The sequence below is a fragment of the Sulfuricella sp. genome, from assembly GCF_035531155.1.
Taxonomy (GTDB): domain Bacteria; phylum Pseudomonadota; class Gammaproteobacteria; order Burkholderiales; family Sulfuricellaceae; genus Sulfuricella.
Window position 1 is genome coordinate 38128 of record NZ_DATKTK010000008.1, and the last position, 23396, is coordinate 61523.

General features: G+C 56.1%; 23 protein-coding genes and 1 tRNA gene. 16 read left to right on the forward strand and 8 right to left on the reverse strand.

The genetic code is table 11. The annotated features are described in order from the left end of the window. Nucleotides 1-9: 9 nt before the first annotated feature. Nucleotides 10-85, reverse strand: a tRNA-Asn gene (locus VMV64_RS03060). Nucleotides 86-162: 77 nt separating this feature from the next. Here VMV64_RS03060 and VMV64_RS03065 point away from each other — a divergent pair. Beyond that, nucleotides 163-1488, forward strand: coding sequence for an AsmA family protein (locus VMV64_RS03065; protein WP_325328478.1), 1326 nt, complete (start codon nucleotides 163-165; stop codon nucleotides 1486-1488). Nucleotides 1489-1541: 53 nt separating this feature from the next. On the opposite strand, the gene VMV64_RS03070 is transcribed toward VMV64_RS03065, so the two are convergent. Next, nucleotides 1542-2735, reverse strand: coding sequence for a pyridoxal phosphate-dependent aminotransferase (locus VMV64_RS03070; protein WP_325328479.1), 1194 nt, complete (start codon nucleotides 2733-2735; stop codon nucleotides 1542-1544). Nucleotides 2736-2817: 82 nt separating this feature from the next. Here VMV64_RS03070 and uvrB point away from each other — a divergent pair, with 82 nt between their 5' ends. Beyond that, nucleotides 2818-4833, forward strand: coding sequence for an excinuclease ABC subunit UvrB (gene uvrB, locus VMV64_RS03075; RefSeq protein WP_325328480.1), 2016 nt, complete (start codon nucleotides 2818-2820; stop codon nucleotides 4831-4833). Nucleotides 4834-4866: 33 nt separating this feature from the next. On the opposite strand, the gene VMV64_RS03080 is transcribed toward uvrB, so the two are convergent. Then, complete coding sequence (locus VMV64_RS03080) at nucleotides 4867-5427, reverse strand: ankyrin repeat domain-containing protein (RefSeq protein ID WP_325328481.1); 561 nt, start codon at nucleotides 5425-5427, stop codon at nucleotides 4867-4869. Nucleotides 5428-5722: 295 nt separating this feature from the next. On the opposite strand from VMV64_RS03080, the gene VMV64_RS03085 reads away from it, so the two are divergent. After that, nucleotides 5723-6022 carry a DUF1540 domain-containing protein gene (locus VMV64_RS03085; RefSeq protein WP_325328482.1) on the forward strand — a complete coding sequence of 100 codons (300 nt, stop codon included), beginning with the start codon at nucleotides 5723-5725 and terminating at the stop codon, nucleotides 6020-6022. A 143-nt stretch (nucleotides 6023-6165) separates the two neighbouring features. Beyond that, nucleotides 6166-6663, forward strand: a complete 498-nt coding sequence (locus VMV64_RS03090) for a low molecular weight protein-tyrosine-phosphatase (RefSeq protein ID WP_325328483.1) — start codon at nucleotides 6166-6168, stop codon at nucleotides 6661-6663. Nucleotides 6664-6729: 66 nt separating this feature from the next. Here the strand turns inward: VMV64_RS03090 and VMV64_RS03095 are convergent, their stop codons facing one another. Continuing rightward, nucleotides 6730-9273 carry an Rne/Rng family ribonuclease gene (locus VMV64_RS03095; protein ID WP_325328484.1) on the reverse strand — a complete coding sequence of 848 codons (2544 nt, stop codon included), beginning with the start codon at nucleotides 9271-9273 and terminating at the stop codon, nucleotides 6730-6732. Nucleotides 9274-9736: 463 nt separating this feature from the next. Here VMV64_RS03095 and VMV64_RS03100 point away from each other — a divergent pair, with 463 nt between their 5' ends. From VMV64_RS03100 to VMV64_RS03115, 4 genes are read left to right on the forward strand one after another with little or no spacing between them, the layout of a single operon-like run. Then, the gene (locus VMV64_RS03100) at nucleotides 9737-10687 is read left to right on the forward strand and encodes an RluA family pseudouridine synthase (RefSeq protein WP_325328485.1); all 951 of its coding nucleotides are present in this window, start codon (nucleotides 9737-9739) and stop codon (nucleotides 10685-10687) included. An 8-nt stretch (nucleotides 10688-10695) separates the two neighbouring features. Continuing rightward, nucleotides 10696-11352, forward strand: a complete 657-nt coding sequence (locus tag VMV64_RS03105) for an HAD-IA family hydrolase (protein ID WP_325328486.1) — start codon at nucleotides 10696-10698, stop codon at nucleotides 11350-11352. Nucleotides 11353-11393: 41 nt separating this feature from the next. Beyond that, nucleotides 11394-12335, forward strand: coding sequence for a S49 family peptidase (locus tag VMV64_RS03110; RefSeq protein WP_325328487.1), 942 nt, complete (start codon nucleotides 11394-11396; stop codon nucleotides 12333-12335). Nucleotide 12336: 1 nt separating this feature from the next. Further along, nucleotides 12337-12579 carry a transcriptional antiterminator, Rof gene (locus tag VMV64_RS03115; RefSeq protein ID WP_325328488.1) on the forward strand — a complete coding sequence of 81 codons (243 nt, stop codon included), beginning with the start codon at nucleotides 12337-12339 and terminating at the stop codon, nucleotides 12577-12579. Here VMV64_RS03115 and VMV64_RS03120 read toward each other — a convergent pair. Genes VMV64_RS03120 through VMV64_RS03135 form a run of 4 tightly spaced genes read right to left on the reverse strand, consistent with a single transcriptional unit; the run spans nucleotide 12571 to nucleotide 17227 of the window. Continuing rightward, nucleotides 12571-13290: an SAM-dependent methyltransferase gene (locus VMV64_RS03120; protein WP_325328489.1), complete on the reverse strand. Its 720-nt coding sequence runs from the start codon at nucleotides 13288-13290 to the stop codon at nucleotides 12571-12573. The two genes, VMV64_RS03115 and VMV64_RS03120, sit on opposite strands and share 9 nt — an antisense overlap. Beyond that, nucleotides 13291-13866: a Maf family nucleotide pyrophosphatase gene (locus VMV64_RS03125; RefSeq protein WP_325328490.1), complete on the reverse strand. Its 576-nt coding sequence runs from the start codon at nucleotides 13864-13866 to the stop codon at nucleotides 13291-13293. Nucleotides 13867-13912: 46 nt separating this feature from the next. After that, complete coding sequence (oadA, locus tag VMV64_RS03130) at nucleotides 13913-15775, reverse strand: sodium-extruding oxaloacetate decarboxylase subunit alpha (RefSeq protein ID WP_325328491.1); 1863 nt, start codon at nucleotides 15773-15775, stop codon at nucleotides 13913-13915. 33 nt (nucleotides 15776-15808) lie between these two features. Beyond that, nucleotides 15809-17227 carry an acetyl-CoA carboxylase biotin carboxylase subunit gene (locus VMV64_RS03135; RefSeq protein ID WP_325328492.1) on the reverse strand — a complete coding sequence of 473 codons (1419 nt, stop codon included), beginning with the start codon at nucleotides 17225-17227 and terminating at the stop codon, nucleotides 15809-15811. 112 nt (nucleotides 17228-17339) lie between these two features. Between VMV64_RS03135 and VMV64_RS03140 the strand changes: the two genes are divergently transcribed. From VMV64_RS03140 to fabF, 8 genes are all read left to right on the forward strand, one after another. Continuing rightward, entirely contained in the window at nucleotides 17340-17855 is a 516-nt protein-coding gene (locus VMV64_RS03140) for a YceD family protein (protein WP_325328493.1), read from the forward strand. An 8-nt stretch (nucleotides 17856-17863) separates the two neighbouring features. After that, entirely contained in the window at nucleotides 17864-18043 is a 180-nt protein-coding gene (rpmF, locus tag VMV64_RS03145) for a 50S ribosomal protein L32 (protein WP_009205684.1), read from the forward strand. Between the two features lie 45 nt (nucleotides 18044-18088). Further along, complete coding sequence (gene plsX, locus VMV64_RS03150) at nucleotides 18089-19105, forward strand: phosphate acyltransferase PlsX (RefSeq protein WP_325328494.1); 1017 nt, start codon at nucleotides 18089-18091, stop codon at nucleotides 19103-19105. After that, nucleotides 19105-20064, forward strand: coding sequence for a beta-ketoacyl-ACP synthase III (locus VMV64_RS03155; protein WP_325328495.1), 960 nt, complete (start codon nucleotides 19105-19107; stop codon nucleotides 20062-20064). Before plsX ends, VMV64_RS03155 begins: the two co-directional genes overlap by 1 nt. Before the next feature lie 14 nt (nucleotides 20065-20078). Beyond that, complete coding sequence (gene fabD, locus VMV64_RS03160; protein ID WP_325328496.1) at nucleotides 20079-21008, forward strand: ACP S-malonyltransferase; 930 nt, start codon at nucleotides 20079-20081, stop codon at nucleotides 21006-21008. A 17-nt stretch (nucleotides 21009-21025) separates the two neighbouring features. Then, complete coding sequence (gene fabG / locus VMV64_RS03165) at nucleotides 21026-21766, forward strand: 3-oxoacyl-ACP reductase FabG (protein WP_325328497.1); 741 nt, start codon at nucleotides 21026-21028, stop codon at nucleotides 21764-21766. A gap of 87 nt (nucleotides 21767-21853) precedes the next feature. Continuing rightward, on the forward strand, nucleotides 21854-22090 hold the full coding sequence (acpP, locus tag VMV64_RS03170; RefSeq protein WP_325328498.1) for an acyl carrier protein: 237 nt from the start codon (nucleotides 21854-21856) through the stop codon (nucleotides 22088-22090). Between the two features lie 43 nt (nucleotides 22091-22133). Continuing rightward, complete coding sequence (gene fabF / locus VMV64_RS03175; RefSeq protein ID WP_325328499.1) at nucleotides 22134-23372, forward strand: beta-ketoacyl-ACP synthase II; 1239 nt, start codon at nucleotides 22134-22136, stop codon at nucleotides 23370-23372. Nucleotides 23373-23396: the final 24 nt, after the last annotated feature.

Consider the following 23396-nt stretch of genomic DNA (forward strand, 5'->3'; position numbering starts at 1 on the left):
TTTCTAATCTGGCTCCCCGACCTGGACTCGAACCAGGGACCTGCGGATTAACAGTCCGTCGCTCTACCGACTGAGCTATCAGGGAATTAGCAAGCTGCATATAATAAAGCTTTGGCCTTGGTCGGTCAACTTGTAAATGACTTGGTTTTGACGGTGGATACTGTGAAGTGGACTAAGCGCCTGTTTATTATTCTAGTTGTATTTCTGGCTGTAATCGGTCTGCCGTTTCTCATCCCGTTGAATACCTATATCCCTGAAATCGAAAAGCAGGCTGGGGAAAAACTGCACGAGCCGGTCAAGATCGGCTCGTTGCGTTTTTCGCTGGTTCCTTTGCCGCATGTGGCGTTGCAAGGAATCACCATCGGAGCTCAACAGGAAGTCAGGATAGCTTCGATTAAGGTCAGCCCGAATTTGAGTTCGTTGATTAGCTCGGTCAAGATTCTGCGCAATATCGAGTTGGACACGGTTTACATCCGTGCGGACATGCTGGGAAAGATGCCGGTCTGGTTCAAATCGGAAGGTGGCCCGCAAGCAGTAAGAATAGAAAAAATCGGCTTAAATCACGTAACGCTGGAATCTCCAAGCATGGCGTTGCCCTTGTTCAGTGTGGCAGTTAACCTGAACTCGGACGGTGACTTGAAGAATGTGCTGCTTGCGAGCGATGATGGCAAGCTGAAACTGGATGCTACGCCTGTGTCGGGCAGTGACTTCGATTTAAAGCTCACCGCTCAGCAATGGCGCTTTCCCGTAGGGCCGCCGCTGCAGTTCGACATGCTGAACATTACCGGCGCTGTCGATAGCGAAGCGCTGCGGCTCAGGGATATCGATGGCAAGCTCTACGGAGGCACGCTCAAGGGCGCGGCTGAACTCAACTGGAAATCGGGGTGGAGGTTTAGCGGCGACCTGAAGGGGCAGCGCGTGGCGCTGAAATCCCTGTTGCCGCTGTTCAATTCCAAAGCCCGTGTGAGCGGCCAACTCAACGCCAAAGCCAGATTTTCAATGAATGCCAGGACTGCATCCCGGCTTGCGGATAGCCCGAATGTTGATGGCGATTTTTCCATCCACAATGGGGTGTTGCACGGTTTCGATCTGGCAAGAGCGGCGCAACCGATCAAGACCAAGGAAGTGCGCGGTGGGCAGACAGAGTTCGACGAATTCAGCGGGATTTTTAGCCTTGCCGGGAAGGACATCCGCTTGCGCAGGCTGAACATTTCTTCCGGGGTGCTCAATGCCAACGGGGATGTGGATATTTCGCCTTCCAGGCAGCTGGGCGGCAAGGTTTATGTCGAGGTGAAGAAGGGCATTTCCCTGGTGAGCGTCCCGCTCAGGGTCTCCGGCACGCTGCAGGACCCGGTGCTGTTTCCCACCGGCGCGGCGGTAACCGGCGCCGTGGTAGGCACGGCGATTCTCGGCCCCGGGGCAGGGACATCCTTGGGGGTGCAGGCTGCCGATAAGCTGGAAAGCTGGTTCGGGGGCAAGAAAAAATGAAGGGCGCCGTTCGCGGCGCCCTTCGATAACTCGGTACCGGGTTTAATCCAAGGCTATTCAAGTGCCTTCTGGATACGCTCCAGAGCCATCTCCAGGTTTTTCATCGAAGTGGCGAAGGAGATGCGGAAGTAGCCCTCCGCGCCGAAGGCCGAGCCCGGTACTACTGCCACTCCCGCCTTTTCCAGCAGGTATTCCGAAAGAGCCATGTCGGTCGCTTCCGCAATAATACCGCGGCGATGCAGATCGGCAATGGCCTCTCGTGCGTCGGGGAAGGCATAGAAGGCGCCGCCAGCGTGGATGCACTTCAGTCCCTTCATTTCGTTGAAGCGGCGCACCACGAATGCATGGCGCTCGCGGAATGCTTTCACCATCGGGGTAATACACCCTTGATCGCCATCCAGGGCAGCCTGGGCTGCCACCTGGGAAATCGAGGTGGGGTTGGAGGTGGACTGGGACTGGAGGATTTCCATCGCCTTGATGATTTTTTCCGGGCCGGCAGCGTAGCCGATGCGCCAGCCGGTCATGGAATAGGCCTTCGACACGCCATTTAGCACGACACAGCGGTCTTTTAGCTCAGGGGTGGCGTTGAGGATGTTGACGAACTTCACGCCGGACAGGTTGACATGCTCGTACATGTCGTCGGTGGCCACCAGTACGTGAGGGTGGCGTTTCAGCACTTCGCCCAGGGCCTTCAGTTCATCCAGCGCGTAGACCGCCCCGGTCGGATTGGACGGGCTGTTGATCATGAATATCTTGGTTTTGGGCGTAATGGCCGCATCCAGTTGCGCCGGGGTGATCTTGAAGCCCTGTTCGATGCCGCATTCGACGATGACCGGCTTGGCTTCGGCCACCATGGCGATGTCTACATAGGAAACCCAGTAGGGAGCCGGGATGACTACCTCGTCGCCCGGATTCAGGACGGCCAAAGCCAGGTTGAAGATGCACTGCTTGCCGCCGACGCCGACGATGACTTCCCTGGCGGTGTAGTCCAGGTCGTTGTCGCGCTTGAGTTTGGCGACGATGGCGTTTTTCAGGCTGGGTATGCCTCCGACGGGGGTGTATTTGGTGAATCCGTCGTCGATGGCCTTCTTGGCGGCATCCTTGATGTGTTGCGGGGTGTCGAAATCCGGTTCGCCGGCGCCCAGCCCGATGATGTCCTTGCCTTCGGCCTTGAGCCTGGCGGCACGGGCGGTGACGGCGAGGGTAGGGGATTCCTTGATGGCCTGAACGCGCTGAGACAGTTCCAAGATTCTATCCTTAAGTGAGAGCAATGCGGGCCAGTACCCGCATGATATAATTTAAAGTTGCCAAAACCGCGTAATTTTACCCGTGATCGTCACATTTCCCAATAGTCCTTACAAACTTCACCAGCCGTTCGAGCCCGCCGGGGATCAGCCCAATGCTATCGAAAAGCTGGTCGAAGGCCTGAATGACGGACTGGCGTTTCAGACCCTGCTCGGTGTGACCGGCTCCGGCAAGACCTTCACCATGGCCAATGTCATCGCCCGCCTTGGGCGGCCGGCCATCGTCATGGCGCACAACAAGACCCTGGCGGCGCAATTGTATTCCGAGATGCGCGAGTTCTTTCCGGAAAACGCGGTGGAGTACTTTGTTTCCTATTACGATTATTACCAGCCGGAAGCCTATGTTCCGTCGCGCGACCTGTTCATCGAAAAAGATTCCAGCATCAACGAGCACATCGAACAGATGCGGCTATCCGCCACCAAATCGTTGCTGGAGCGTGAGGACTGTGTGATCGTCGCCTCGGTTTCCTGCATTTACGGTATCGGCGACCCGGTGGACTACCACGGCATGATCCTGCACCTGCGCCAAGGCGAGACGATGTCCCAGCGCGATGCCATCAAGCGACTCACCGAGATGCAGTACGATCGCAACGAGATCGATTTTCGCCGCGGCACTTTTCGTGTGCGTGGTGATGTGCTCGATATCTATCCGGCGGAAAGTGCAGAAACAGCAGTACGGGTCAGTCTGTTCGATGACGAAGTCGAGAGTATTTCCCTGTTCGACCCGCTGACCGGTCATATTCAGCGCAAGGTTCCGCGCTATACGGTTTATCCGTCGAGTCACTACGTCACGCCACGCAGTACCACCTTGCGGGCGATTGAGGCGATCAAGGCCGAGCTGCGTGAGAGAATCGAGTTTTTCCAGAAAGAGCATAAATTGGTGGAAGCGCAGCGGATCGAGCAGCGCACCCGCTTCGACCTGGAGATGCTCAATGAACTGGGGTTCTGCAAGGGCATCGAGAACTACTCGCGTCATCTGTCCGGCAGGAATCCTGGCGATCCGCCGCCCACGCTGATCGACTATCTGCCGCCTAACGCACTGATGTTCCTCGACGAAAGCCATGTCACCATTCCACAGATCGGCGGCATGTACAAGGGGGACAGGGCGCGCAAGGAAAATCTGGTGGGATATGGTTTCCGCTTGCCCTCGGCACTCGATAACCGGCCCCTGCGCTTCGACGAGTTTGAAAAGGTGATGCGGCAGTCAATTTTCGTTTCCGCTACGCCCGCTGATTACGAGGCGCAGCATGCTGGCCAAGTGGTGGAGCAGGTGGTGAGGCCAACCGGGTTGGTTGATCCGAAGATCGAGGTCCGTCCGGCAACCAACCAAGTGGACGATCTGCTCTCCGAGCTCAATGCCCGGATCGCGGTAGGCGAGCGCGTGCTGGTCACCACGTTGACCAAGCGCATGGCCGAGGATCTGACTGACTATCTGTCTGACCATGGAATCAAGGTTCGTTACGTGCACTCGGACATCGACACGGTGGAACGGGTCGAGATCATCCGCGACCTGCGACTGGGGGTGTTCGATGTACTAATTGGAATTAACTTGTTGCGAGAAGGTCTTGATATTCCAGAGGTATCATTGGTGGCAATTCTGGACGCCGACAAGGAAGGTTTCCTCCGTTCCGAGCGCGCCCTAATCCAGACCATCGGACGGGCGGCACGCCACATCAATGGCACCGCGATTCTCTATGGCGACAAAATCACCAATTCCATGCGCCGTGCAATCGATGAGACTGAGCGCCGCCGGGCAAAGCAGGTTGCCCACAATATCGCTCACGGTATCACGCCGAAAGGGGTCACCAAGCGTATCAAGGACATCATCGATGGCGTGTTCGATATCGACACCGCCCAGAAGGAGCTTAAAGTCGCCCAGGAGCTTGCTGCCTACAAGCACCTGGACGAGAAGAAGCTGACCAAGGAAATCAAGCAGCTGGAAAAAGAAATGCTGGCCTGCGCCCGGAATCTTGAGTTCGAACGTGCCACGCAGCTACGCGACAAGTTGAATCAGATCAAGGCGCTGATGTTCAAAACATAACCATTGCCAAAGCTTTTGGCTGTGGTTGAATGATCAATGGTCCGGATTTTTCATGAAAGTGACTACATTGGCGCCAGGCGGCGTGCGTGAACCGCAGGACAGATCATCGTTGAGTTCCAGTTCGGCTTCATGCAACTGGTTGATGACTTCGACGTAGTCCTTGTCCTTCGCCATCATCAGCGCTGTGCGGCCCCCTTCGTTCTTGGCACGGACATCCGCACCCGCCTTCAACAGGACGTCAACGACACCAGCTTCTCCGTAGCCTGCAGCAAGCATCAACGGTCGAGTGCCGTAGCCAATCTGGGTTTCGATGTCAGCTCCGGCGTCGATCAATGCGCTAACGATTTCGGGAAAGCCACGGTTAAGCTCGTGGTTGTACAGCGCTTTCATCAGTGCGGTCCAGCCTTGAGGGTTGGTCGCGTTTACATCGGCACCAGCCTCGATCAGATTTGTTACCAGATCAAGGTTGCCAATTTCTGCAACCTGCATCAGCAAAGTGGCACCCTCGGCGTTACGTGTATTGCAGTCAGCGCCAGCTTGAAGCAGAGTACGGATATTTGCTGTTTCGCCAGCATTGAGCATTTCGGTTGCCATTGTTTTCTCCTAATCATTCAATAAATCTAATTGTATAGTATATAAATAGTGTAGTTAATTAGTCAACTATTTTGGTGATATTCCCTATTGAAAGATCAAACCTAATTGCTAACTTTAAAACCCTGAGTTGCTAAAAAAACGCAACGCAGAACCGGTGAAATGGCGTCATTGATCAAGATGCCATTCTTGAGGTAATGACTGCCAATTGGACATCCCGCAGATATCATCGGATCACCTAATTCAGGTCGACCTCGAGTTTTTCCAGTACTCATAGTAGATGAAAGGAAAATTTGTCATGAACAAAATTACCATTGAAATGCCGCTTGTTTCGGAATGCATGGTTACTCAATGCGCTTATAACGTCAGCAATAACTGCCATGCCCGCGCTATCACCGTCGGCGATGGCATGCACCCCGGTTGCGATACCTTCATGCCGGAATCCAAGCACATCAAGGAGTCCAAACGGATTGCCGGGATCGGCGCGTGTAAAGCGACCAGTTGCAAATTCAATGAAGACCTTGAGTGTGTGACAGACAATATCCGTGTCGGAATCGTACACAACGAGGCTAATTGCATTACCTACGCGATGCGCTAATCCGATTTCAGAAAGAATTGGAGTTAATAAAACAGCACAACTACTTTGATTAATGAAGTAAAGTAGCAAGCCCGGCGGCTAAATATGGTCGCGCGGGTTTTTATTGTTGCGTGTGTTCTAACGTGTTTTATTTATATAATTTCATGATGAATTACAGAAAAAGAAAAGTTCTATTTGTCTGCATGGGCAATATCTGCCGCTCTCCGACCGCAGAAGGGGTGTTTCGCCATCAAGTCTCTGAGGCGGGTCAGACCGACAATATCATTATCGACTCGGCAGGTACCCATGCTTACCACATCGGCTCGTCGCCCGACAGAAGAGCTCAGCAAGCCGCGCTGCAACGGGGTTATGACCTGAGCAGCCTGCGCGGGAGGCAGGTTGGCACCAGTGATTTTCACGAATTCGATTATATTCTGGCAATGGATAGAGAAAACCTGGCCAATCTGTTCCAAATTTGCCCGCCGCAGGAGCAACACAAACTCAAGTTATTCATGGAGTTCAGCCGGGGATTCAGCCAACGCGAAGTGCCCGACCCTTACTATGGGGGGGGGCAGGGGTTTGAGAACGTTCTGAATATGGTAGAGGATGCTGCCTCCGGCTTGCTGGAAGAAATTCTGGCAAGAAAGATCGCAAAGGGTTGACGCGAGATTGCACGATCCACCGGGAAGCTACGTGTAGGCAGCTTCCCGGTGGGTGCGAGAGCGAGTTTACTTGTGCTGCGTTTCGACTTGGACCAGCGGAGCGCTTTCTTCCACGATTTTGGGGCGTGGCGCACGGCGCGGCCGTGCCCGTTCCGGTGCGTTGGCTACGGTGTCTTCCACAACCGCCTTGATTTTATCGGGGCTGGTTTCCACCAGGACCAATCCGCTGGAAGCGATTTGATCATCCGGCGCGGCTTGTGGGGCGCGGCGACGCGGGGCACGCGGCCTGCTTTCGGCCGGAGCAACAGCTGGCGCGACGTCGGCTGGGGTAACAGCTGCTGGCGCTATGTCGGCTGGTGCGGCAGAAACGGGCTCCGCTTCAATCAGTTTGGATGGCTCGGTAGGCGCTACTGAAACCGCAGCAGGCTCCTGAACGACAACGGGCTGAGAGGTTTCGGTCACTTTCTCAGGTGTGGCTTCTACTTTTTCGACTCTCGTGCTTGCCATCTCTGGAGCAGCAGCTTCAGGCGCTTTCTCGCTTGAAACTTCAGTGCTTTCAGGAAGATTGAGTGGCGCTTCCGGACGCTCTGTGCGTTCCCCTCGCTCACGCCGCCCGCCGCGGCGTCCGCGTCGGCTCCTGGGCTCCTGGGCTTCGGTTTCTCCCGTCTTCTCAGCTGTTGCCGGGGCAGTCGCCTGAGGGGCGATAGCCTCCTTTTCCCTCTTTACTTGCGGCTGAGCGGGTGTGCGCGGCTTTTGTCCGCCACGACCTTCTCCGCGTTCGGTGCGGCGAGGTTCACCTCGCTCCGCATCCCGGTCACGCTTGCCTTCGCGGCCTTCGCCACGACCTTCACTACGCGGTTCACGGCGCTTGGCGCTTGGCGCTGGGCGTGCCTTGGGCTTGATCTCTTTTTCCGGCTGAGCGCCACCTAAGCCTTGCAGCCATGCCTTAACCTTACCAAACCAGGTTTGCTTAGTTTTGTCCTCGGCCACCATCGGTGCCGGCTGCCCGGGTGTGATGCCGCGCACCGCGGCGATTTGGCGTTGCGGCTTGTTTTCCGCGGACAGGGTTTTTTCTGCGGCGGTTTCGGCCGGCATTTCCACCATGCGGTAGCTGGGTGTTTCCTCGCTACCCATTTCATCGCTTCGCACCCTGACCATGGAATAATTCGGTGTTTCCATGTGGATGTTCGGGATCAGCATGATGCTGGTTTTGAATCGCGATTCGATTTCGTGAATTTCCGCACGTTTTTCATTCAGCAGGAAGGTGGCTACGTCCACAGGAACCTGGGCATGAACTGCGGTCGTGCTGTCCTTCATGGCTTCTTCCTGCAAAATCCTCAGGATATGCAAAGCGGAAGACTCGATGCCGCGGATGTGACCAGTGCCATTGCAGCGCGGGCAGCCGATGTGGCTGGTTTCACCGAGGGAGGGCTGCAGGCGCTGGCGAGACAGTTCCAGCAGGCCAAAGCGGGAGATCTTGCCCATCTGGACACGAGCCCGGTCGTAATGCAGGCCGTCACGCAAGCGATTTTCAACTTCACGCTGGTTGCGGGCGCTTTCCATGTCGATAAAATCGATCACCACCAGGCCGCCCAAGTCGCGCAGGCGCAATTGGCGCGCCACTTCCTCGGCGGCTTCAAGGTTGGTGTTGAATGCGGTCTGCTCAATGTCCGCACCACGGGTGGCACGGGCCGAGTTGACGTCCACCGACACCAGTGCTTCGGTATGGTCGATGACGATGGCGCCGCCAGAGGGTAGGGGGACTTCCCGGGCAAAAGCGGTTTCGATCTGATGCTCGATCTGGAAACGCGAGAACAGGGGCACGTCATCCCGGTACAGTTTTACCTTGTTCACATTGCCGGGCATGACGTGGCTCATGAACTGTATGGCCTGGTCGTAGATCGCTTCAGTGTCGATCAGGATTTCGCCAATGTCGGGCTGGAACAGATCGCGGATGGCGCGAATGACCAGGCTGCCTTCCTGGTAGATGAGGAAGGCGCCGCTTTGCTGTTGGGAGGCGCTTTCGATCGCGCGCCATAACTGCATCAGGTAGTTCAGATCCCACTGCAGCTCTTCTTGCGTGCGTCCGATACCTGCAGTGCGCGCGATGATGCTCATGCCGGTGGGAACATCCAGCTGCGCCATGATGTCGCGCAACTCGTTACGCTCTTCACCTTCGATACGGCGGGACACACCGCCGCCGCGCGGGTTGTTTGGCATCAGTACCAGATAACGGCCAGCGAGGCTGATAAAGGTGGTGAGCGCAGCGCCTTTGTTGCCGCGTTCGTCCTTCTCCACCTGGACGATGAGTTCCTGGCCTTCTTTCAGGACATCCTGGATGCGGGCGCGGGAAATGTCCGCGCCTTCCGGAAGCAGGAAATTAACACGGGAAACTTCCTTGAAGGGCAGAAAGCCATGACGTTCGGTTCCGTAATCCACGAAGGCGGCTTCGAGACTGGGCTCGATGCGGGTGATAACACCCTTGTAGATATTGCTTTTACGTTGCTCTTTCCCGGCTGATTCAATGTCGAGGTCAACGAGCTTTTGACCGTCCACAATAGCAACGCGCAACTCTTCGGCTTGCGTTGCATTAAACAACATGCGTTTCATTTGTTATATTCTCCCGCGCTCTTTTCACACGGGGAGACAAACCGCTGCGCTAACTGGCTGCCGTAAAATTGAATGGACTATGTAGTTTAGTCAGTCAACATGAATGCCGCCATTGTAGGTCGGGTTTTAACCCGACTTGTCAGGCTGAAGCCTGACCTACATCCCGGAAATTCAACGTGACTGAATTATTCTAGTCATTAACTTATTTACGATTAAAATTAAGCCTGAGGTGCGAGTTTGTCGTTCTTTAAGTCCCGTTACTGAAACGAGACTTGAAAATCTGCGAGTGCTTTGAGCGCGCAATTCGTTTACCATCGCTACTTTTTCTTGTGGTGAGCGAAATTAACCGACAGGATTTTCAGGCTGGTAGCGACCGATTCCGCATCCTAGCGTTCATGAATCGTCTCGGTAACGGCGAATTTAACGTCCGTTACCGCCAGAGCAATTTTGAAGTATAAGCAAATTGAATGATTTAAGCAAAGAATCTGTGACCTGGGTAACGATCGACGAAAGCAGCGAATCCCAGCGTATCGATAACTTCCTGTTCAAGCACCTCAAAGGCGTGCCGAAAAGCCATGTCTACCGCATCCTGCGTAGCGGCGAAGTGCGCGTCAACAGCAAGCGCGTCGATGCGACCCGCCGCTTGGTTGTGGGTGATGTACTACGCATTCCGCCGGTACGTTCGTCCCGGCCGGTTGATAACGGAGAGCCCAAGGCCGCTGCGCCACAGATGCTTTCCCGGCATATCCTGTATCAGGACGATGCGCTGCTTGTACTCAACAAGCCGTCCGGCATGGCGGTACATGGCGGCAGCGGCATCAGCCGGGGCGTGATCGAACAGATGCGCCTGGAACATCCCGAATTCAAGTTTCTCGAATTGGTGCACCGGCTGGACCGGGAAACCTCCGGCGTCCTGCTGCTGGCGAAGAAACGTAGCGCCTTGGTCGAACTGCACCGGGCGATGCGCGAAGGCGAGACGGAAAAACGCTACCTCACCCTGGTTAAGGGGCAATGGCACAACGCCAAACAAAGCGTGAAGTTGCCGCTGTTCAAGTACGTGACCGGTTCCGGCGAACGCCGGGTAAGCGTGAATGAGGAAGGGCAGAGCGCGCACACGATTTTTACCCTGAAAAAGTCCTGGCCTGAATTCTGTCTGCTTGAAGCGGAACTCAAAACAGGACGTACCCATCAAATCCGTGTCCATCTGTCACATTTAGGATTCCCGATTGTTGGGGACGACAAATATGGCGATTTTCCCTTGAACAAGGCACTGCAAAAGCGTGGTTTGAAGCGTATGTTTTTGCACGCCGGCAAGATGGTGCTCAAACACCCCCTGACGGGCGAGAAGTTGTCCCTGGAGGCACCTCTGCCGGAAGATCTGGAACGCTTTCTCCGTCATTTGGATGCGGAGTAGAATAAGGCATGCCGAAACAATTCGATTTGCTGGTTTTTGACTGGGATGGCACGCTGATGGATTCAGCCGGGGCCATTGCCTTTTCCATTCAGGCAGCCAGTCGTGATGTCGGCTTGCCGGTACCCAGTGAAAGGGAGGCCCGCCACATCATTGGCCTGGGCCTGAACGAGGCGATTGCCGCCCTGTTCCCCGAATTGCCCCGCTCCGGTTACGGGGCGCTGGTGGAGCGTTACCGCTATCATTACCTTTCGCAGGATACTGAAATTCCTCTCTTTATCGGTGCAGCAGAAACCATAGCTGCATTGCATGAAGAGGGGTTTCTGCTTGCCGTGGCAACCGGCAAGGGACGCCGTGGACTTGATCGTGTTTTTGAGCAAACTGGCCTGGGTCAACATTTCCACACTTCGCGCTGCGCCGATGAGTGCTTTTCCAAGCCTCATCCCTGCATGCTACTGGAAATCATGGACGAACTTGGTGTGCCGCAGGCGAAGACCCTGATGATCGGTGACACCAGCCATGACCTGCAAATGGCCAGCAATGCCGGCGTATCTGCCGTCGGTGTGAGCTACGGCGCGCATCCGCGGGAGGGTTTGCTGGCGTTGTCGCCGCTTGCCTGCGCCGGTGATTTCGGTGAGCTGAGCCGGTGGCTGAGCGATCATGCCTGATGATGCTAAAATTATAAATATTTAAAATTGAAAGGATGATCATGGCTGACCCCGAGAGCTGGGAGCGGAAAACCCTGGAGAAGCTGGCATTTTCAGCCTTGCAGGAACAGCGCCGGGCGCGGCAGTGGTCGATCTTTTTTCGGCTGCTGACTCTGGCTTTCCTGTTCGTTTTGCTATTCGCAATAATGGGCTGGTTCAACAAGGGGGAGACGCCTCTTTCCGGCAAGCACACCGCATTGGTGGAACTGCGCGGCGTGATCGCTGCCGGAGGGGATACCTATGCCGAAAGGGTGAACGATGGTTTGCGCGCAGCCTTCAAGGACAAGGGCACGCAGGGGGTTATCCTGCTGATCAACAGCCCTGGCGGCAGCCCGGTACAGGCCGGTTACATCAACGACGAAATTCGGCGCCTGCGTGCAAAATATCCGCAAATCCCTTTGTATGCCGTAGTGGAGGATATCTGTGCCTCGGGCGGCTATTACGCTGCAGCCGCCGCCGACAAGATATTTGTCGACAAGGCCAGCATCGTCGGTTCCATCGGTGTGCTGATGGATGGCTTCGGCTTCACCGGCACGATGGAAAAATTGGGGATCGAGCGCCGGTTGATGACTGCGGGTGAAAACAAGGGATTCCTCGACCCTTTTTCGCCGGTGAATGCCAACCAGAAAGAATATGCCCAGATGATGCTGAATGAAATCCACCAGCAATTTATTACCGTGGTGCGCCAGGGGCGAGGCAAGCGCTTGAAGGAAACGCCGGACATGTTCAGCGGCCTGTTCTGGAGCGGCGAAAGGAGTATCCAGCTTGGGTTGGCCGATGCCTTCGGCAGCGCCGATTATGTGGCGCGCGATATCATCAAGGCCGAGGCAATCATCGATTTCACCCCGCAAGAAGGCATCGCGGAGCGCTTTGCCAAACGCTTCGGCGCAGCCACGGCGAGCGCCATAAATCCGTTGGCGAACGGCGGCATGGGCTTGCGCTAGCATGGAGCAAGAGTACCTGCCGATCGCATGCATGCAGCACGAGCGGCTGGAATTCAGCGTTTTGCGCCGGATACCACTGATGCTGGAATGCCGGTCGGAGGGCCCGGACAGGGTTGAGAAAGTTATGCCACTGGACGTAACTACCCGTGACGGCGCGGAATGGCTGAAATTCCGCCGCGAGGATAGCAGCGAGGAAGAAATCCGTCTCGACTGGATTTCGTCGTTCGAGGAAGTGTTAGCTTGAGCGCGGACGATAGAGCAGGAAAATCGTCGGTTTCTTGTTGATGTCCGGTAAGCCCTTGCGCCAGCCACCGATCGTGCGGGTACAGATTTGCTCGCTGGGAAGGGTCAGGTCGGTGGCGATGCACAGTTCGGTGCCGGGTTCGCAGGTCTGGACGAGGTCTTCCAGCAGCGCCTGATTGCGGTAGGGTGTTTCGATAAAAATCTGGGTCTGGTTCCTGGTCGCCGACTCTTTCTCCAGTTCGGCTATCTTCTTGCAACGCTCCGCTTTCTGGATGGGCAGATAGCCATGGAAGGCGAAAGCCTGTCCATTCATGCCCGATGCCATCAGCGCCAGCAAAATGGATGATGGCCCCACCAGCGGCACTACCCTGATCCCTTTCTTGTGCGCCAGTCGCACTAGCAGCGCGCCGGGATCGGCCACTGCCGGACAGCCCGCTTCGGATACTAGCCCCAAATCCTTTCCCGCCAACGCGGGCTGGAGGAAATGCTCCAGCTGCTCCGGCTTGGTGTGCTTGTCCAGGGTGAATATTTCGATGTCCTGTAGCGGCGTGGCAAGTTCCAGCTGTTTCAGGTATTGCCGGGCGGTTTTGGGGTTTTCTGCGACAAAAACGGTTAGCGACGCAGCAATATTGCGGACCTGCTCGGGGAGAATCGAAGAAAGCGGGCTTTCTCCTAGCGTGGTCGGGATCAGGTAGAGGGTGCCGATTGTCATTTAAATTACCGGCATGCCCTCATTTTCAAGCATATCAATCAAGGCGATCAGCGGCAAGCCGATCAATGCGTTGGGGTCATCACCGCTCATTTTTTCGATCAGGGCGATGCCTAATCCTTCCGATTTGGCGCTGCCGGCACAGTTGTAAGGCTGTTCCTTGACCAAATAGTGTTCGATTTGTTCGTCGGTGAGCTTGCGGAAGAACACCGTGAAGGGCACTTCCCTGGCCTGGGTGTTGCCAGTACGACTGTTGTAAAGGCACAGCGCCGTGTGGAATACCACGCTTCGACCTCGCATCATGGTGAGTTGCTTGACAGCGTTTTCGTGTGTATGGGGCTTGCCGAGCTGCTGGCCGTCGAGCGTGGCGACCTGATCGGAGCCGATGATAAGGGCGTCGGGAAAATCCTTGGCAGGCGCCTTAGCCTTGGCGATCGCCAGGCGATAGGCGGTCTGCTCAGGTGTTTCACCGGCCAGCGGTATTTCATCCACTTCCGGCGAGCAGACCTCGAAGGGGAGCTTGAGGCGCGAAAGGAGTTCCCGCCGGTAAGGGGAGGTGGAGGCAAGAATTAGTTGCATGATTGTAGGGTGGGTTAGGTTAGCGTAACCCGCCAACCTTTAAGTTTTATTCCGGCTGGATTTCCACTAGCGCCTCATCGGGGGTGACGCTATCGCCCTTGGCAACCCAGACATTGATCACAGTCCCGCTGATCGGGGCCTGCACTTCGTTTTCCATTTTCATCGCCTCAATCACCAGTACCGGGTCGCCGGCCTTAACCTTCTTACCGGGTTCGACCAGCACATCCACGATGGTGCCGGGCATAGCGGTGGTGACGTGGCCTTGGTGCGAGGGGCGCGGGCGCTTGCCGCTTGCGGACTTGCCGCCTTCCCTGGGCCTGGATTTGCTGCCGCCGCTGATCACGCCGCCCATGCCTCCATACACCTCAACTTCATTGAGTGCCTCGACCATGACTTCTTCCTGCACGCCATCGACCGAGACAAAGAACGGCCGCTGCTCTTCGCCAGGACGACCGGAGCCGCTGATGTGGATATGGTAGGTTTCACCGTGCAGGGTGACATTGAACTCGTTCGGCGAGTAAAACGGGCCGCAGGAAAGATTGCTGCCGATCGGTAGCAGCTGCTCCGATTTGAGAGTGCCGGCGGCGCGTTCCTGCAGGAAGGTGCGGGCCAATTCCGGGAACATGGCATAGGTCAGCACGTCCTCCTCGCTCTTGGCGATGCTTTCGATCTCGCCGCGCAGTCTGTCCATCTCGTCTTCCAGTTGATCGGCCGGCCGGCAGGTGATGACTTCGGCATTGCCGATGGCAATGCTTCGCACCTGTGCATTGACCTCGCCGGGGGCCTTGCCGTAGCGGCCTTGCAGGTAGTTCTTGACTTCGGTGGTGACGGATTTGTAACGCTCGCCGGTCAGCACATTCAAGACTGCCTGGGTGCCGACGATCTGTGATGTCGGCGTGACCAGCGGGGGAAAGCCCAGATCTTCACGCACACGGGGGATTTCTGCCAGCACTTCATCCATGCGGTTGAGAGCGCCCTGTTCCTTCAATTGGTTGGACAGGTTGGAAATCATGCCGCCGGGAACCTGATTGACCAGCACCCGGCTATCCACGCCAGTGAATTCGCTTTCGAACTGCCAGTATTTTTTGCGGATCTCACGGAAATAAGCGGTGATTTCCTGTAGCAGTGGCAGGCTCAGGCCAGTGTCGTATTCGGTGCCGGCCAGCGCTGCGACCATGCTTTCCGTGGAAGTATGGCTGGCACCTTCGCCAAACGAGGAGTTGCAGGTATCCAGGATGGTCGCGCCATTTTCTACCGCGCGGAGGAAACACATCGCCGACAGGCCGGATGTCGCGTGGCTGTGCATGTGGATGGGCATCTTCACCGCGGCGGCAATCGCCTTGACCAACTCAGCTGTGGTGGCGGGGGTGAGGAGGCCGGCCATATCCTTGATGGCCAGGGTATCGCAGCCCATCGCTTCGAATTCTTTGGCCAAATTAACAAAGTAAAGGATGTTGTGCACTGGGCTCGTGGTGTAGCTGATTGCACCTTCGGCGATCTTGCCGCTGGCTTTTACCGCCTCGATGGACACACGCAGGTTTCGCAGGTCGTTCATGGCGTCAAAAACACGGAACACGTCCACGCCGTTGTCGGCCGATTTTTTTACGAAGGCGCGCACCACGTCATCTGAGTAATTGCGGTAGCCGAGCAGGTTCTGGCCGCGAAGCAGCATCTGGATACGGGTGTTGGGCAGTGCCTTGCGCAGTTTCTTCAGGCGATCCCACGGATCTTCGCGCAGAAAACGCACGCAGGCGTCGAAGGTCGCGCCACCCCAGGCTTCCAGCGACCAGAAACCCACGTTGTCCAGCTTGGCACAGATCGGCAGCATATCTTCAGTGCGCATGCGAGTCGCAATCAGGGATTGATGTCCGTCGCGTAGTACCAGATCGCTGATAAAAACTTTAGCCATGCTTTATCCTAAATTCTTTAGATCAAGTTGAAATTACAGTCCCACGTGGGCCGCGATCGCCGCTGAAATGGCTGCCGCCAGCAGTTCCTTGGGACGGCTGACTGAGTAGTTTGTCAGTTCGGGGTGGGCTTCCACGAAACTGGTATCAAACTTTCCATTGCGGAAATCCGGGTGCTTCATGATTTCCTGATAGTAAGGAATCGTGGTTTTTACCCCATAGACCACCATATCGTTCAGGGCACGCTTGCCGCGTTCGACCACACCTTCCCAGGTCAGGCTCCAAACAGTGAGCTTGGCGCACATGGAGTCGTAGTAGGGAGGGATGACATAACCCGTGTACATGGCCGCGTCGGTGCGCACGCCGGGGCCGCCTGGCGCATAGTAGCGAGTGATGCGACCGAAGCTGGGGAGAAAATCGTTTTTCGGGTCTTCAGCATTGATGCGGAATTCCATGGCGTAGCCGCGATAATTTACGTCTTCCTGCTTGTACTGCAGTGGCAGGCCGCTGGCGATGCGGATTTGCTCCTGTACAATGTCGATGCCGGTAATGGTTTCCGTTATGGTGTGTTCTACCTGCAGACGGGTATTCATTTCCATGAAGAAGAACTGGTTGTCCTGGTCAAGCAGAAACTCCACCGTGCCCGCGTTTTCGTAGCCGACGGTCTTGGCGGCCTGCACTGCGATCTTGCCGATGTAGTCGCGCTGGGCGCGGGTCAGTTGCGGGGAAGGCGCGATTTCGATCAGCTTCTGATTGCGGCGCTGGATCGAACAATCGCGCTCGAACAGATGGATCACGCTACCGAAGCCGTCGCCAATAACCTGGACTTCGATGTGACGCGGGTTGACCACGCATTTTTCCATGAATACTTCAGGCTTGCCGAACGCCTTGGTGGCTTCGGAAACTACGCGATCATAGTTCTTGATCAGTTCTTCTTCGCTGTTGCAGCGGCGGATGCCGCGCCCGCCTCCGCCGTTGGTGGCTTTAAGCATCACCGGGTAGCGGATCTTGGCAGCCAGTTCCCTTGCTTCCTTGATGCTTTCGAGATTGTGCTCGCTACCCGGCACCACAGGCACGCCTGCATCGATCATCGCTTTGCGGGCTTGGATCTTGTCGCCCATCTGTCGGATGACCTCGGGAGAAGGGCCGATAAACTTGATGCCGCGCTTGGCGCAGATTTCTGCCAGAACGGGATTTTCCGAAAGGAAGCCGTAGCCGGGATGAAGTGCATCGCAACCTGCCGCAACGGCGAGATTGACTATATTATGTGCGTTCAGGTAACCAATGACCGGGTCGGAGCCGATATTGTAGGATTCATCGGCCTTTTTGACGTGCAGTGCATGTCGGTCGGCATCCGTATAGATGGCGACGGATTTAATCCCCATTTCGGAGCAGGCGCGTACAATGCGGACAGCGATTTCGCCACGATTGGCAATAAGAATTTTCTTGATCACGCGAGAACCCGTTAAATTATCAAAACATCAAGTTTCTTTAGATGGCTCTTGGGATTGCTCTTGGAGCTTGTTTTTTGACAGTCAATCTTAAAAATTATATCATGCGCGCCTTATGCCTGAACAGGTCGTCATCAATAGCATCGAGTTTGCGCGCAACGGCGAATCGTTAAACGGTTGTGTCGCGGTCGCAAACCTGAGTCGGCTGCAGGATTTACTGTTTTCCAGTAGCGGTATGCTGGAGTATGCCCTGACCGGCAAGCGCGGCGATAACGATCAGCTTTTTCTGGTTTGCACCGTCAAGGGTATGCTGCAACTTAGGTGCCAGCGTTGCCTTGGGTCTCTGGCTTATCCTGTTGACCTCGATTCCGAACTGGAATTGATTGAAGGTGAACAGGTTTTGCCAGCGGTGGTGAACGAGGATGAATTGACGGACGCGATCAAGGTGGATCCGAATATGGATGTGCTGGCGTTGGTCGAGGATGAGGTGTTGCTGGGCTTGCCGATGGCGCCCACGCACGCGCCGGGAGACTGTAAGGCAGGCGGAAATTTTGGCCAGGCGGAAACCGATAAACAAAATGTTTTCAGTGCTCTGGCTGCACTAAAAACGAAAGATTTGAGAAATAATTAGGAGTTATCATGGCTGTACAACAAAACAAGAAATCCCCCTCCAAGCGTGGCATGCACCGCGCGCATGACTTCCTGACCAACCCACCGTTGGCCGTGGAGCCGACCACCGGTGAAATTCACCTGCGTCACCACGTCAGCCCCAGCGGTTTCTACCGCGGTAAAAAGGTTGCGCGTGCCAAGGGCGAGTAATTGGCGTTACCTGGCGTCCGGTAAAGGCGGTTTGCAGCGAGCGTAATGGATATCACTGTAGCGATCGACGCCATGGGCGGCGATCACGGACCCCATGTCACTGTCCCTGCTGCTCTGGCGTACCTGAACCGGGACGCTGAAGTCAACATAGTATTAGTCGGCTTGGCCGAGGTGATTGAGGCCGAGCTTCAATCCCTCCAGGCCTCGGTTTCGCCTCGCCTGCGCATTCACCATGCCAGCGAGGTGGTTACCATGGATGATCCGCCCGCGCTGTCCTTGCGCAACAAAAAAGACTCCTCCATGCGCGTCGCCATCAACCTGGTAAAAACGGGCGAGGCGAACGCTTGCGTTAGCGCCGGCAACACCGGTGCGCTAATGGCCATCTCCCGTTTTGTCCTGAAAATGCTGCCGGGGATAGAACGACCGGCAATTGCCGGGATGATGCCCACGCTGAACGGTCATACCCACGTCCTCGATCTTGGTGCCAATGTGGATTGCACTGCCAACCACCTGCTCCAATTCGCGGTAATGGGCGCGATGCTGGTTTCCGCTGTGGAGCATAAGGAAGCCCCTACCGTTGGTCTGCTCAATATCGGCGAGGAAGACATCAAGGGCAACGAGTTAGTCAAGCAGACCGCAGAATTGTTGCGTCAGAGCCATCTGAATTTCCATGGCAACGTGGAAGGGAACGACATCTACAAAGGAACCACGGACGTGGTGGTATGCGACGGTTTTGTCGGCAATGTTGCGCTGAAGGCATCGGAAGGACTGGTGCAGATGTTGGCGACTTTCTTACGCCAGGAATTCAAGCGCAACATCCTGACCCAATTGGCTGGCCTCATCGCCTACCCGGTTCTCAGCGCGTTCAAGAAACGTCTCGACCATCGGCGTTACAACGGCGCAAGCCTCCTCGGATTACAAGGAGTTGTGGTGAAAAGCCATGGCTCGGCGGATAGTTTCGCCTTTCAGTTCGCCATTGAGCGCGCTGTCGAGGAAGTGCGCAACGGCGTGCTGCGCCGGATCAATGAACAAATGGCCCTGCTGAACGAGGAAAAGGCCTAATGTATTCACGTATTATCGGTACCGGCGGCTACCTGCCTGAAAAAATCCTGACCAACCACGATCTGGCGCAGATGGTCGATACCTCTGACGAGTGGGTTTTTTCCCGCACGGGTATCCGCGAACGCCACATCGTCGCAGAAAGCCAGACCACCAGTGATCTGGCTTTCCAGGCGGCGCAACAGGCCATAGAAATGGCCGGCGTCGACCCCCAAAGTATCGACTTGATCATCGTCGCCACGACCACGCCTGATTTTGTCTTTCCAAGTACGGCCTGCATCCTCCAGGAAAAACTCGGTATCAAGAGCGGTGGCCCGGCGTTTGACATCCAGGCAGTTTGCAGTGGTTTCGTCTACGCTCTGGCGACGGCCGACCAGTTCATTCGTGGCGGACAAAGCAAATGCGCCCTGGTCGTGGGCGCGGAAACCTTTTCCCGCATCATGGACTGGACCGACCGCAACACCTGTGTCTTGTTCGGCGACGGTGCGGGTGCAGTTGTCCTGAAAGCCAGCGAAGAGCCCGGAATCATTTCCACGCACCTGCATGCAGACGGCAGCTATGGCCATCTATTGGCTGTGCCGGCGTGCCTCTCGGGCGGCAAGGCCAAGGGCAATCCTTTCGTCGAAATGGACGGCACCGGTGTGTTCAAGTTCGCAGTCGGGGTGCTGGATTCCATCGTTGAGGAAACCCTTGCAGCCAATGGCATGCAGAAGTCAGACATCACCTGGCTGGTGCCGCATCAGGCCAATATTCGCATCATCCAGGCCACCGCCAAGAAGCTGGGCATGAGCATGGACAATGTGGTGGTCACGGTCGACAAGCATGGCAATACCTCGGCTGCTTCGATCCCATTGGCGCTGGATGTCGCGGTTCGGGATGGGCGAATCAAGCCTGGCGACACCCTGCTGATGGAAGCCGTGGGCGGCGGTTTCACCTGGGGTTCCGCGCTGGTAACTTGGTGAGAAGGGTAGAAAACATGAGTTTTGCATTCGTATTTCCAGGACAGGGTTCGCAATCGGTCGGCATGATGAATGGCTTCGACGGCCTTTCCATCGTGAGGGAGACATTCGAGGAAGCGGGGGATGTGCTCAAGCAGGATTTGTGGGGCATGATCACGGGCGGCAGCGCCGAAGAACTCAACCTGACCGTTAACACCCAACCGGTCATGCTGACTGCCGGCGTGGCGGTGTTCCGTGCCTGGAATGCCCTGCAAGGAGCACGGCCGACTGTGTTGGCCGGCCACAGCCTGGGCGAATACACCGCACTGGTTGCATCCGGAGCTTTGTCCTTTGCAGATGCGTTGCCGCTGGTGCGCTTTCGCGCTCAAGCCATGCAGGAAGCGGTGGCCGAAGGTGTGGGCGGCATGGCGGCGATTCTGGGGCTCGATGACGATGCCGTGCGCGCCGTTTGTGCCGAAGCAGCGCAAGGCGAGGTGCTGGAGGCGGTCAATTTCAATTCACCTGGCCAAGTCGTGATCGCAGGCCACAAAACCGCGGTTGAGCGCGGCATGGTGCTGGCCAAGGAAAAGGGCGCAAAACGCGCGCTACCACTGCCGGTCAGCGTTCCCTCCCATTGCGCCCTGATGCGCCCGGCGGCGGATGCGCTGACGCAGCGTCTGCAGACGATTTCAATCAAAGCGCCGCAAATTCCGGTGGTGCATAACGCTGATGTCAAAAGTCACTTCGATGAAGCCGGCATCAAGGATGCGCTGGCGCGCCAACTGTACAGCCCGGTGAGATGGGTGGAAACGGTCAGGAGTTTTGCCGATCAAGGCATAGGCACACTCGCAGAATGTGGCCCCGGGAAGGTGCTGGCTGGACTGAATAAGCGCATAGATGGCAATATGCAGGCATTTGCATTGTCTGATGAAGCGGCGCTGCGCCAGGCAATGGGTACATTGAAATAATCAGGGAGAATAGTTAAATGCTGGATGGGCAGATTGCTTTGGTAACAGGCGCCAGTCGTGGAATTGGCCAGGCTGTCGCGCTGGAGCTCGGCAAGCAGGGCGCAACCGTTGTCGGTACGGCGACCAGCCAGGCTGGTGCAGACAATATCAGCGGCTACCTGAGCCAGGCTGGCATAAAGGGTGCAGGGCTGGCTCTGAACGTCAAAGATCCGGCGCAGATCGAGCAGGTGTTGCAAGCCATACGCGCTCAATTCGGTGAAATCTCCATTCTGGTCAATAACGCCGGCATCACCCGCGACAACCTGCTGATGCGGATGAAGGAAGAGGAATGGGACGACATCATGGACACCAACCTGAAGTCCGTGTTCCGCTTGAGCCAGGCTGTTCTGCGCGCGATGATGAAGGCGCGTTATGGTCGCATCATCAGCATTGCTTCGGTGGTAGGCACGATGGGGAATGCCGGTCAGACCAATTATGCCGCTGCCAAGGCAGCTATCATTGGCTTCAGCAAGTCACTGGCGCGCGAAGTCGGTAGCCGCAATATCACGGTAAACTGCGTCGCACCGGGGTTCATCGACACGGACATGACCCGCGCCCTGAGCGAGGAGCAGCGCAATGATCTGCTTGGCCACATCCCGCTGGGACGGCTCGGCACGGTTCAGGATATTGCGGCTTCGGTCGCGTTCCTGGCCTCTCCGCAAGCAGGTTATGTCACGGGCACCACCATGCACGTCAATGGCGGCATGTACATGAGTTAATTGGGCAAACTTCCCGGTTTGGTGAAGTGGGCAATTTTTGGTAAAATGCGTCAGCTTTTTTATAGCGATTCAAGAGAGGGTACTTAGATGGAAAATATCGAACAACGCGTCAAAAAAATTGTTGCTGAGCAACTTGGCGTGAATGAAGCAGAAGTAAAAATCGAATCCTCCTTTGTCGACGACCTGGGCGCTGATTCCCTGGATACCGTTGAACTGGTCATGGCACTGGAAGAAGAATTCAACTGCGAAATTCCTGACGAAGAAGCGGAAAAAATCACCACCGTCAAACAAGCCGTTGATTACGTCAATGGTCATCTGAACTAAGCTGTTCCTATCCATCCCGTAACCACTCGCAACTGGAGCCGTCTTGTCTAAACGCAGAGTCGTCATCACCGGCCTGGGCATAATTTCGCCTGTCGGTAATACTGTTGAGCAAGCGTGGTCGAACATCCTTGCCGGCAAATCCGGAATAAGCCGGATTACCCGGTTCGACCCCTCGGCCTTTTCCACCCAGATCGCCGGCGAGGTCACAGGGTTCGATGTCACCGAGTATATTTCCGCCAAGGAAGCTCGCCGCATGGATATTTTTATCCATTACGGGCTTGCAGCGGGAGTACAGGCGATCAAGGACTCCGGTATTGTGGTTACCCCAGAGAACGCCGAGCGTATCGGCGTTAACATCGGCTCCGGCATCGGCGGCCTGCCGATGATCGAGGATACCCATAACACTTATCTGGAAGGTGGGCCGCGCAAAATTTCCCCGTTTTTCATTCCAGGCACGATCATCAATATGATCTCGGGCAATCTGTCCATCATGTTTGGACTAAAAGGCCCGAACCTGGCGATGGTTACAGCCTGTAGCACGGCAACTCACTGCATCGGGGATTCCGCACGCATGATCGAATACGGCGACGCCGATATCATGATCGCGGGCGGTGCGGAATCCACTGTGACACCGCTAGCGGTTGGCGGCTTTGCCTCAGCGCGCGCGTTGTCCACACGGAATGACGATCCCGAAAAGGCGAGCCGTCCCTGGGATACCGGTCGGGATGGCTTCGTGCTTGGAGAAGGCGCGGGGGTGCTGGTGCTCGAAGAGTACGAACACGCCAAGGCGCGCGGAGCGAAAATTTATGCCGAAGTGCCCGGTTTCGGCATGAGCGCGGATGCCAACCACATGACGGCCCCCTGCGAAGACGGTAGCGGCGCTGCTCGCTGCATGACTAATGCATTGCGCAACGCCGGGATTCCGCACAATCAGGTTAATTTCATCAATGCCCACGGCACATCCACTCCCTTGGGCGATCTGGCCGAAACCAAGGCGGTCAAGCTGTGCTTCGGCGAGCACGCAAAAAATATTGCGGTCAATTCGACAAAATCCATGACCGGGCATCTGCTTGGCGCTGCTGGCGGGGTCGAAGCGGTCTTCTCGGCGCTTGGCGTATACCATCAAATTTCTCCGCCGACCATCAATATGGTCGAGCAGGATCCCGAGTGCGATCTTGACTATGTGCCGAATGTTGCCCGCAAGATGAAAATCGATGTCGCCCTGTCGAATTCCTTCGGGTTTGGCGGCACCAACGGTACCCTGGTGTTCCGCAAGATCTGAATACCTGCAACAGGGGCGACAGGC

What these genes read in the sequence shown, in the direction of transcription:
- VMV64_RS03080 (WP_325328481.1), bottom strand. Translation starts at nt 5,427, where the DNA reads ATGGCAACCGAAATGCTCAATGCTGGCGAAACAGCAAATATCCGTACT.
- VMV64_RS03085 (WP_325328482.1), top strand. Translation starts at nt 5,723, where the DNA reads ATGAACAAAATTACCATTGAAATGCCGCTTGTTTCGGAATGCATGGTT.
- VMV64_RS03090 (WP_325328483.1), top strand. Translation starts at nt 6,166, where the DNA reads ATGATGAATTACAGAAAAAGAAAAGTTCTATTTGTCTGCATGGGCAAT.
- VMV64_RS03095 (WP_325328484.1), bottom strand. Translation starts at nt 9,273, where the DNA reads ATGAAACGCATGTTGTTTAATGCAACGCAAGCCGAAGAGTTGCGCGTT.
- VMV64_RS03105 (WP_325328486.1), top strand. Translation starts at nt 10,696, where the DNA reads ATGCCGAAACAATTCGATTTGCTGGTTTTTGACTGGGATGGCACGCTG.
- VMV64_RS03110 (WP_325328487.1), top strand. Translation starts at nt 11,394, where the DNA reads ATGGCTGACCCCGAGAGCTGGGAGCGGAAAACCCTGGAGAAGCTGGCA.
- VMV64_RS03115 (WP_325328488.1), top strand. Translation starts at nt 12,337, where the DNA reads ATGGAGCAAGAGTACCTGCCGATCGCATGCATGCAGCACGAGCGGCTG.
- VMV64_RS03120 (WP_325328489.1), bottom strand. Translation starts at nt 13,290, where the DNA reads ATGACAATCGGCACCCTCTACCTGATCCCGACCACGCTAGGAGAAAGC.
- VMV64_RS03125 (WP_325328490.1), bottom strand. Translation starts at nt 13,866, where the DNA reads ATGCAACTAATTCTTGCCTCCACCTCCCCTTACCGGCGGGAACTCCTT.
- oadA (WP_325328491.1), bottom strand. Translation starts at nt 15,775, where the DNA reads ATGGCTAAAGTTTTTATCAGCGATCTGGTACTACGCGACGGACATCAA.
- VMV64_RS03140 (WP_325328493.1), top strand. Translation starts at nt 17,340, where the DNA reads ATGCCTGAACAGGTCGTCATCAATAGCATCGAGTTTGCGCGCAACGGC.
- rpmF (WP_009205684.1), top strand. Translation starts at nt 17,864, where the DNA reads ATGGCTGTACAACAAAACAAGAAATCCCCCTCCAAGCGTGGCATGCAC.
- plsX (WP_325328494.1), top strand. Translation starts at nt 18,089, where the DNA reads ATGGATATCACTGTAGCGATCGACGCCATGGGCGGCGATCACGGACCC.
- VMV64_RS03155 (WP_325328495.1), top strand. Translation starts at nt 19,105, where the DNA reads ATGTATTCACGTATTATCGGTACCGGCGGCTACCTGCCTGAAAAAATC.
- fabD (WP_325328496.1), top strand. Translation starts at nt 20,079, where the DNA reads ATGAGTTTTGCATTCGTATTTCCAGGACAGGGTTCGCAATCGGTCGGC.
- fabG (WP_325328497.1), top strand. Translation starts at nt 21,026, where the DNA reads ATGCTGGATGGGCAGATTGCTTTGGTAACAGGCGCCAGTCGTGGAATT.
- acpP (WP_325328498.1), top strand. Translation starts at nt 21,854, where the DNA reads ATGGAAAATATCGAACAACGCGTCAAAAAAATTGTTGCTGAGCAACTT.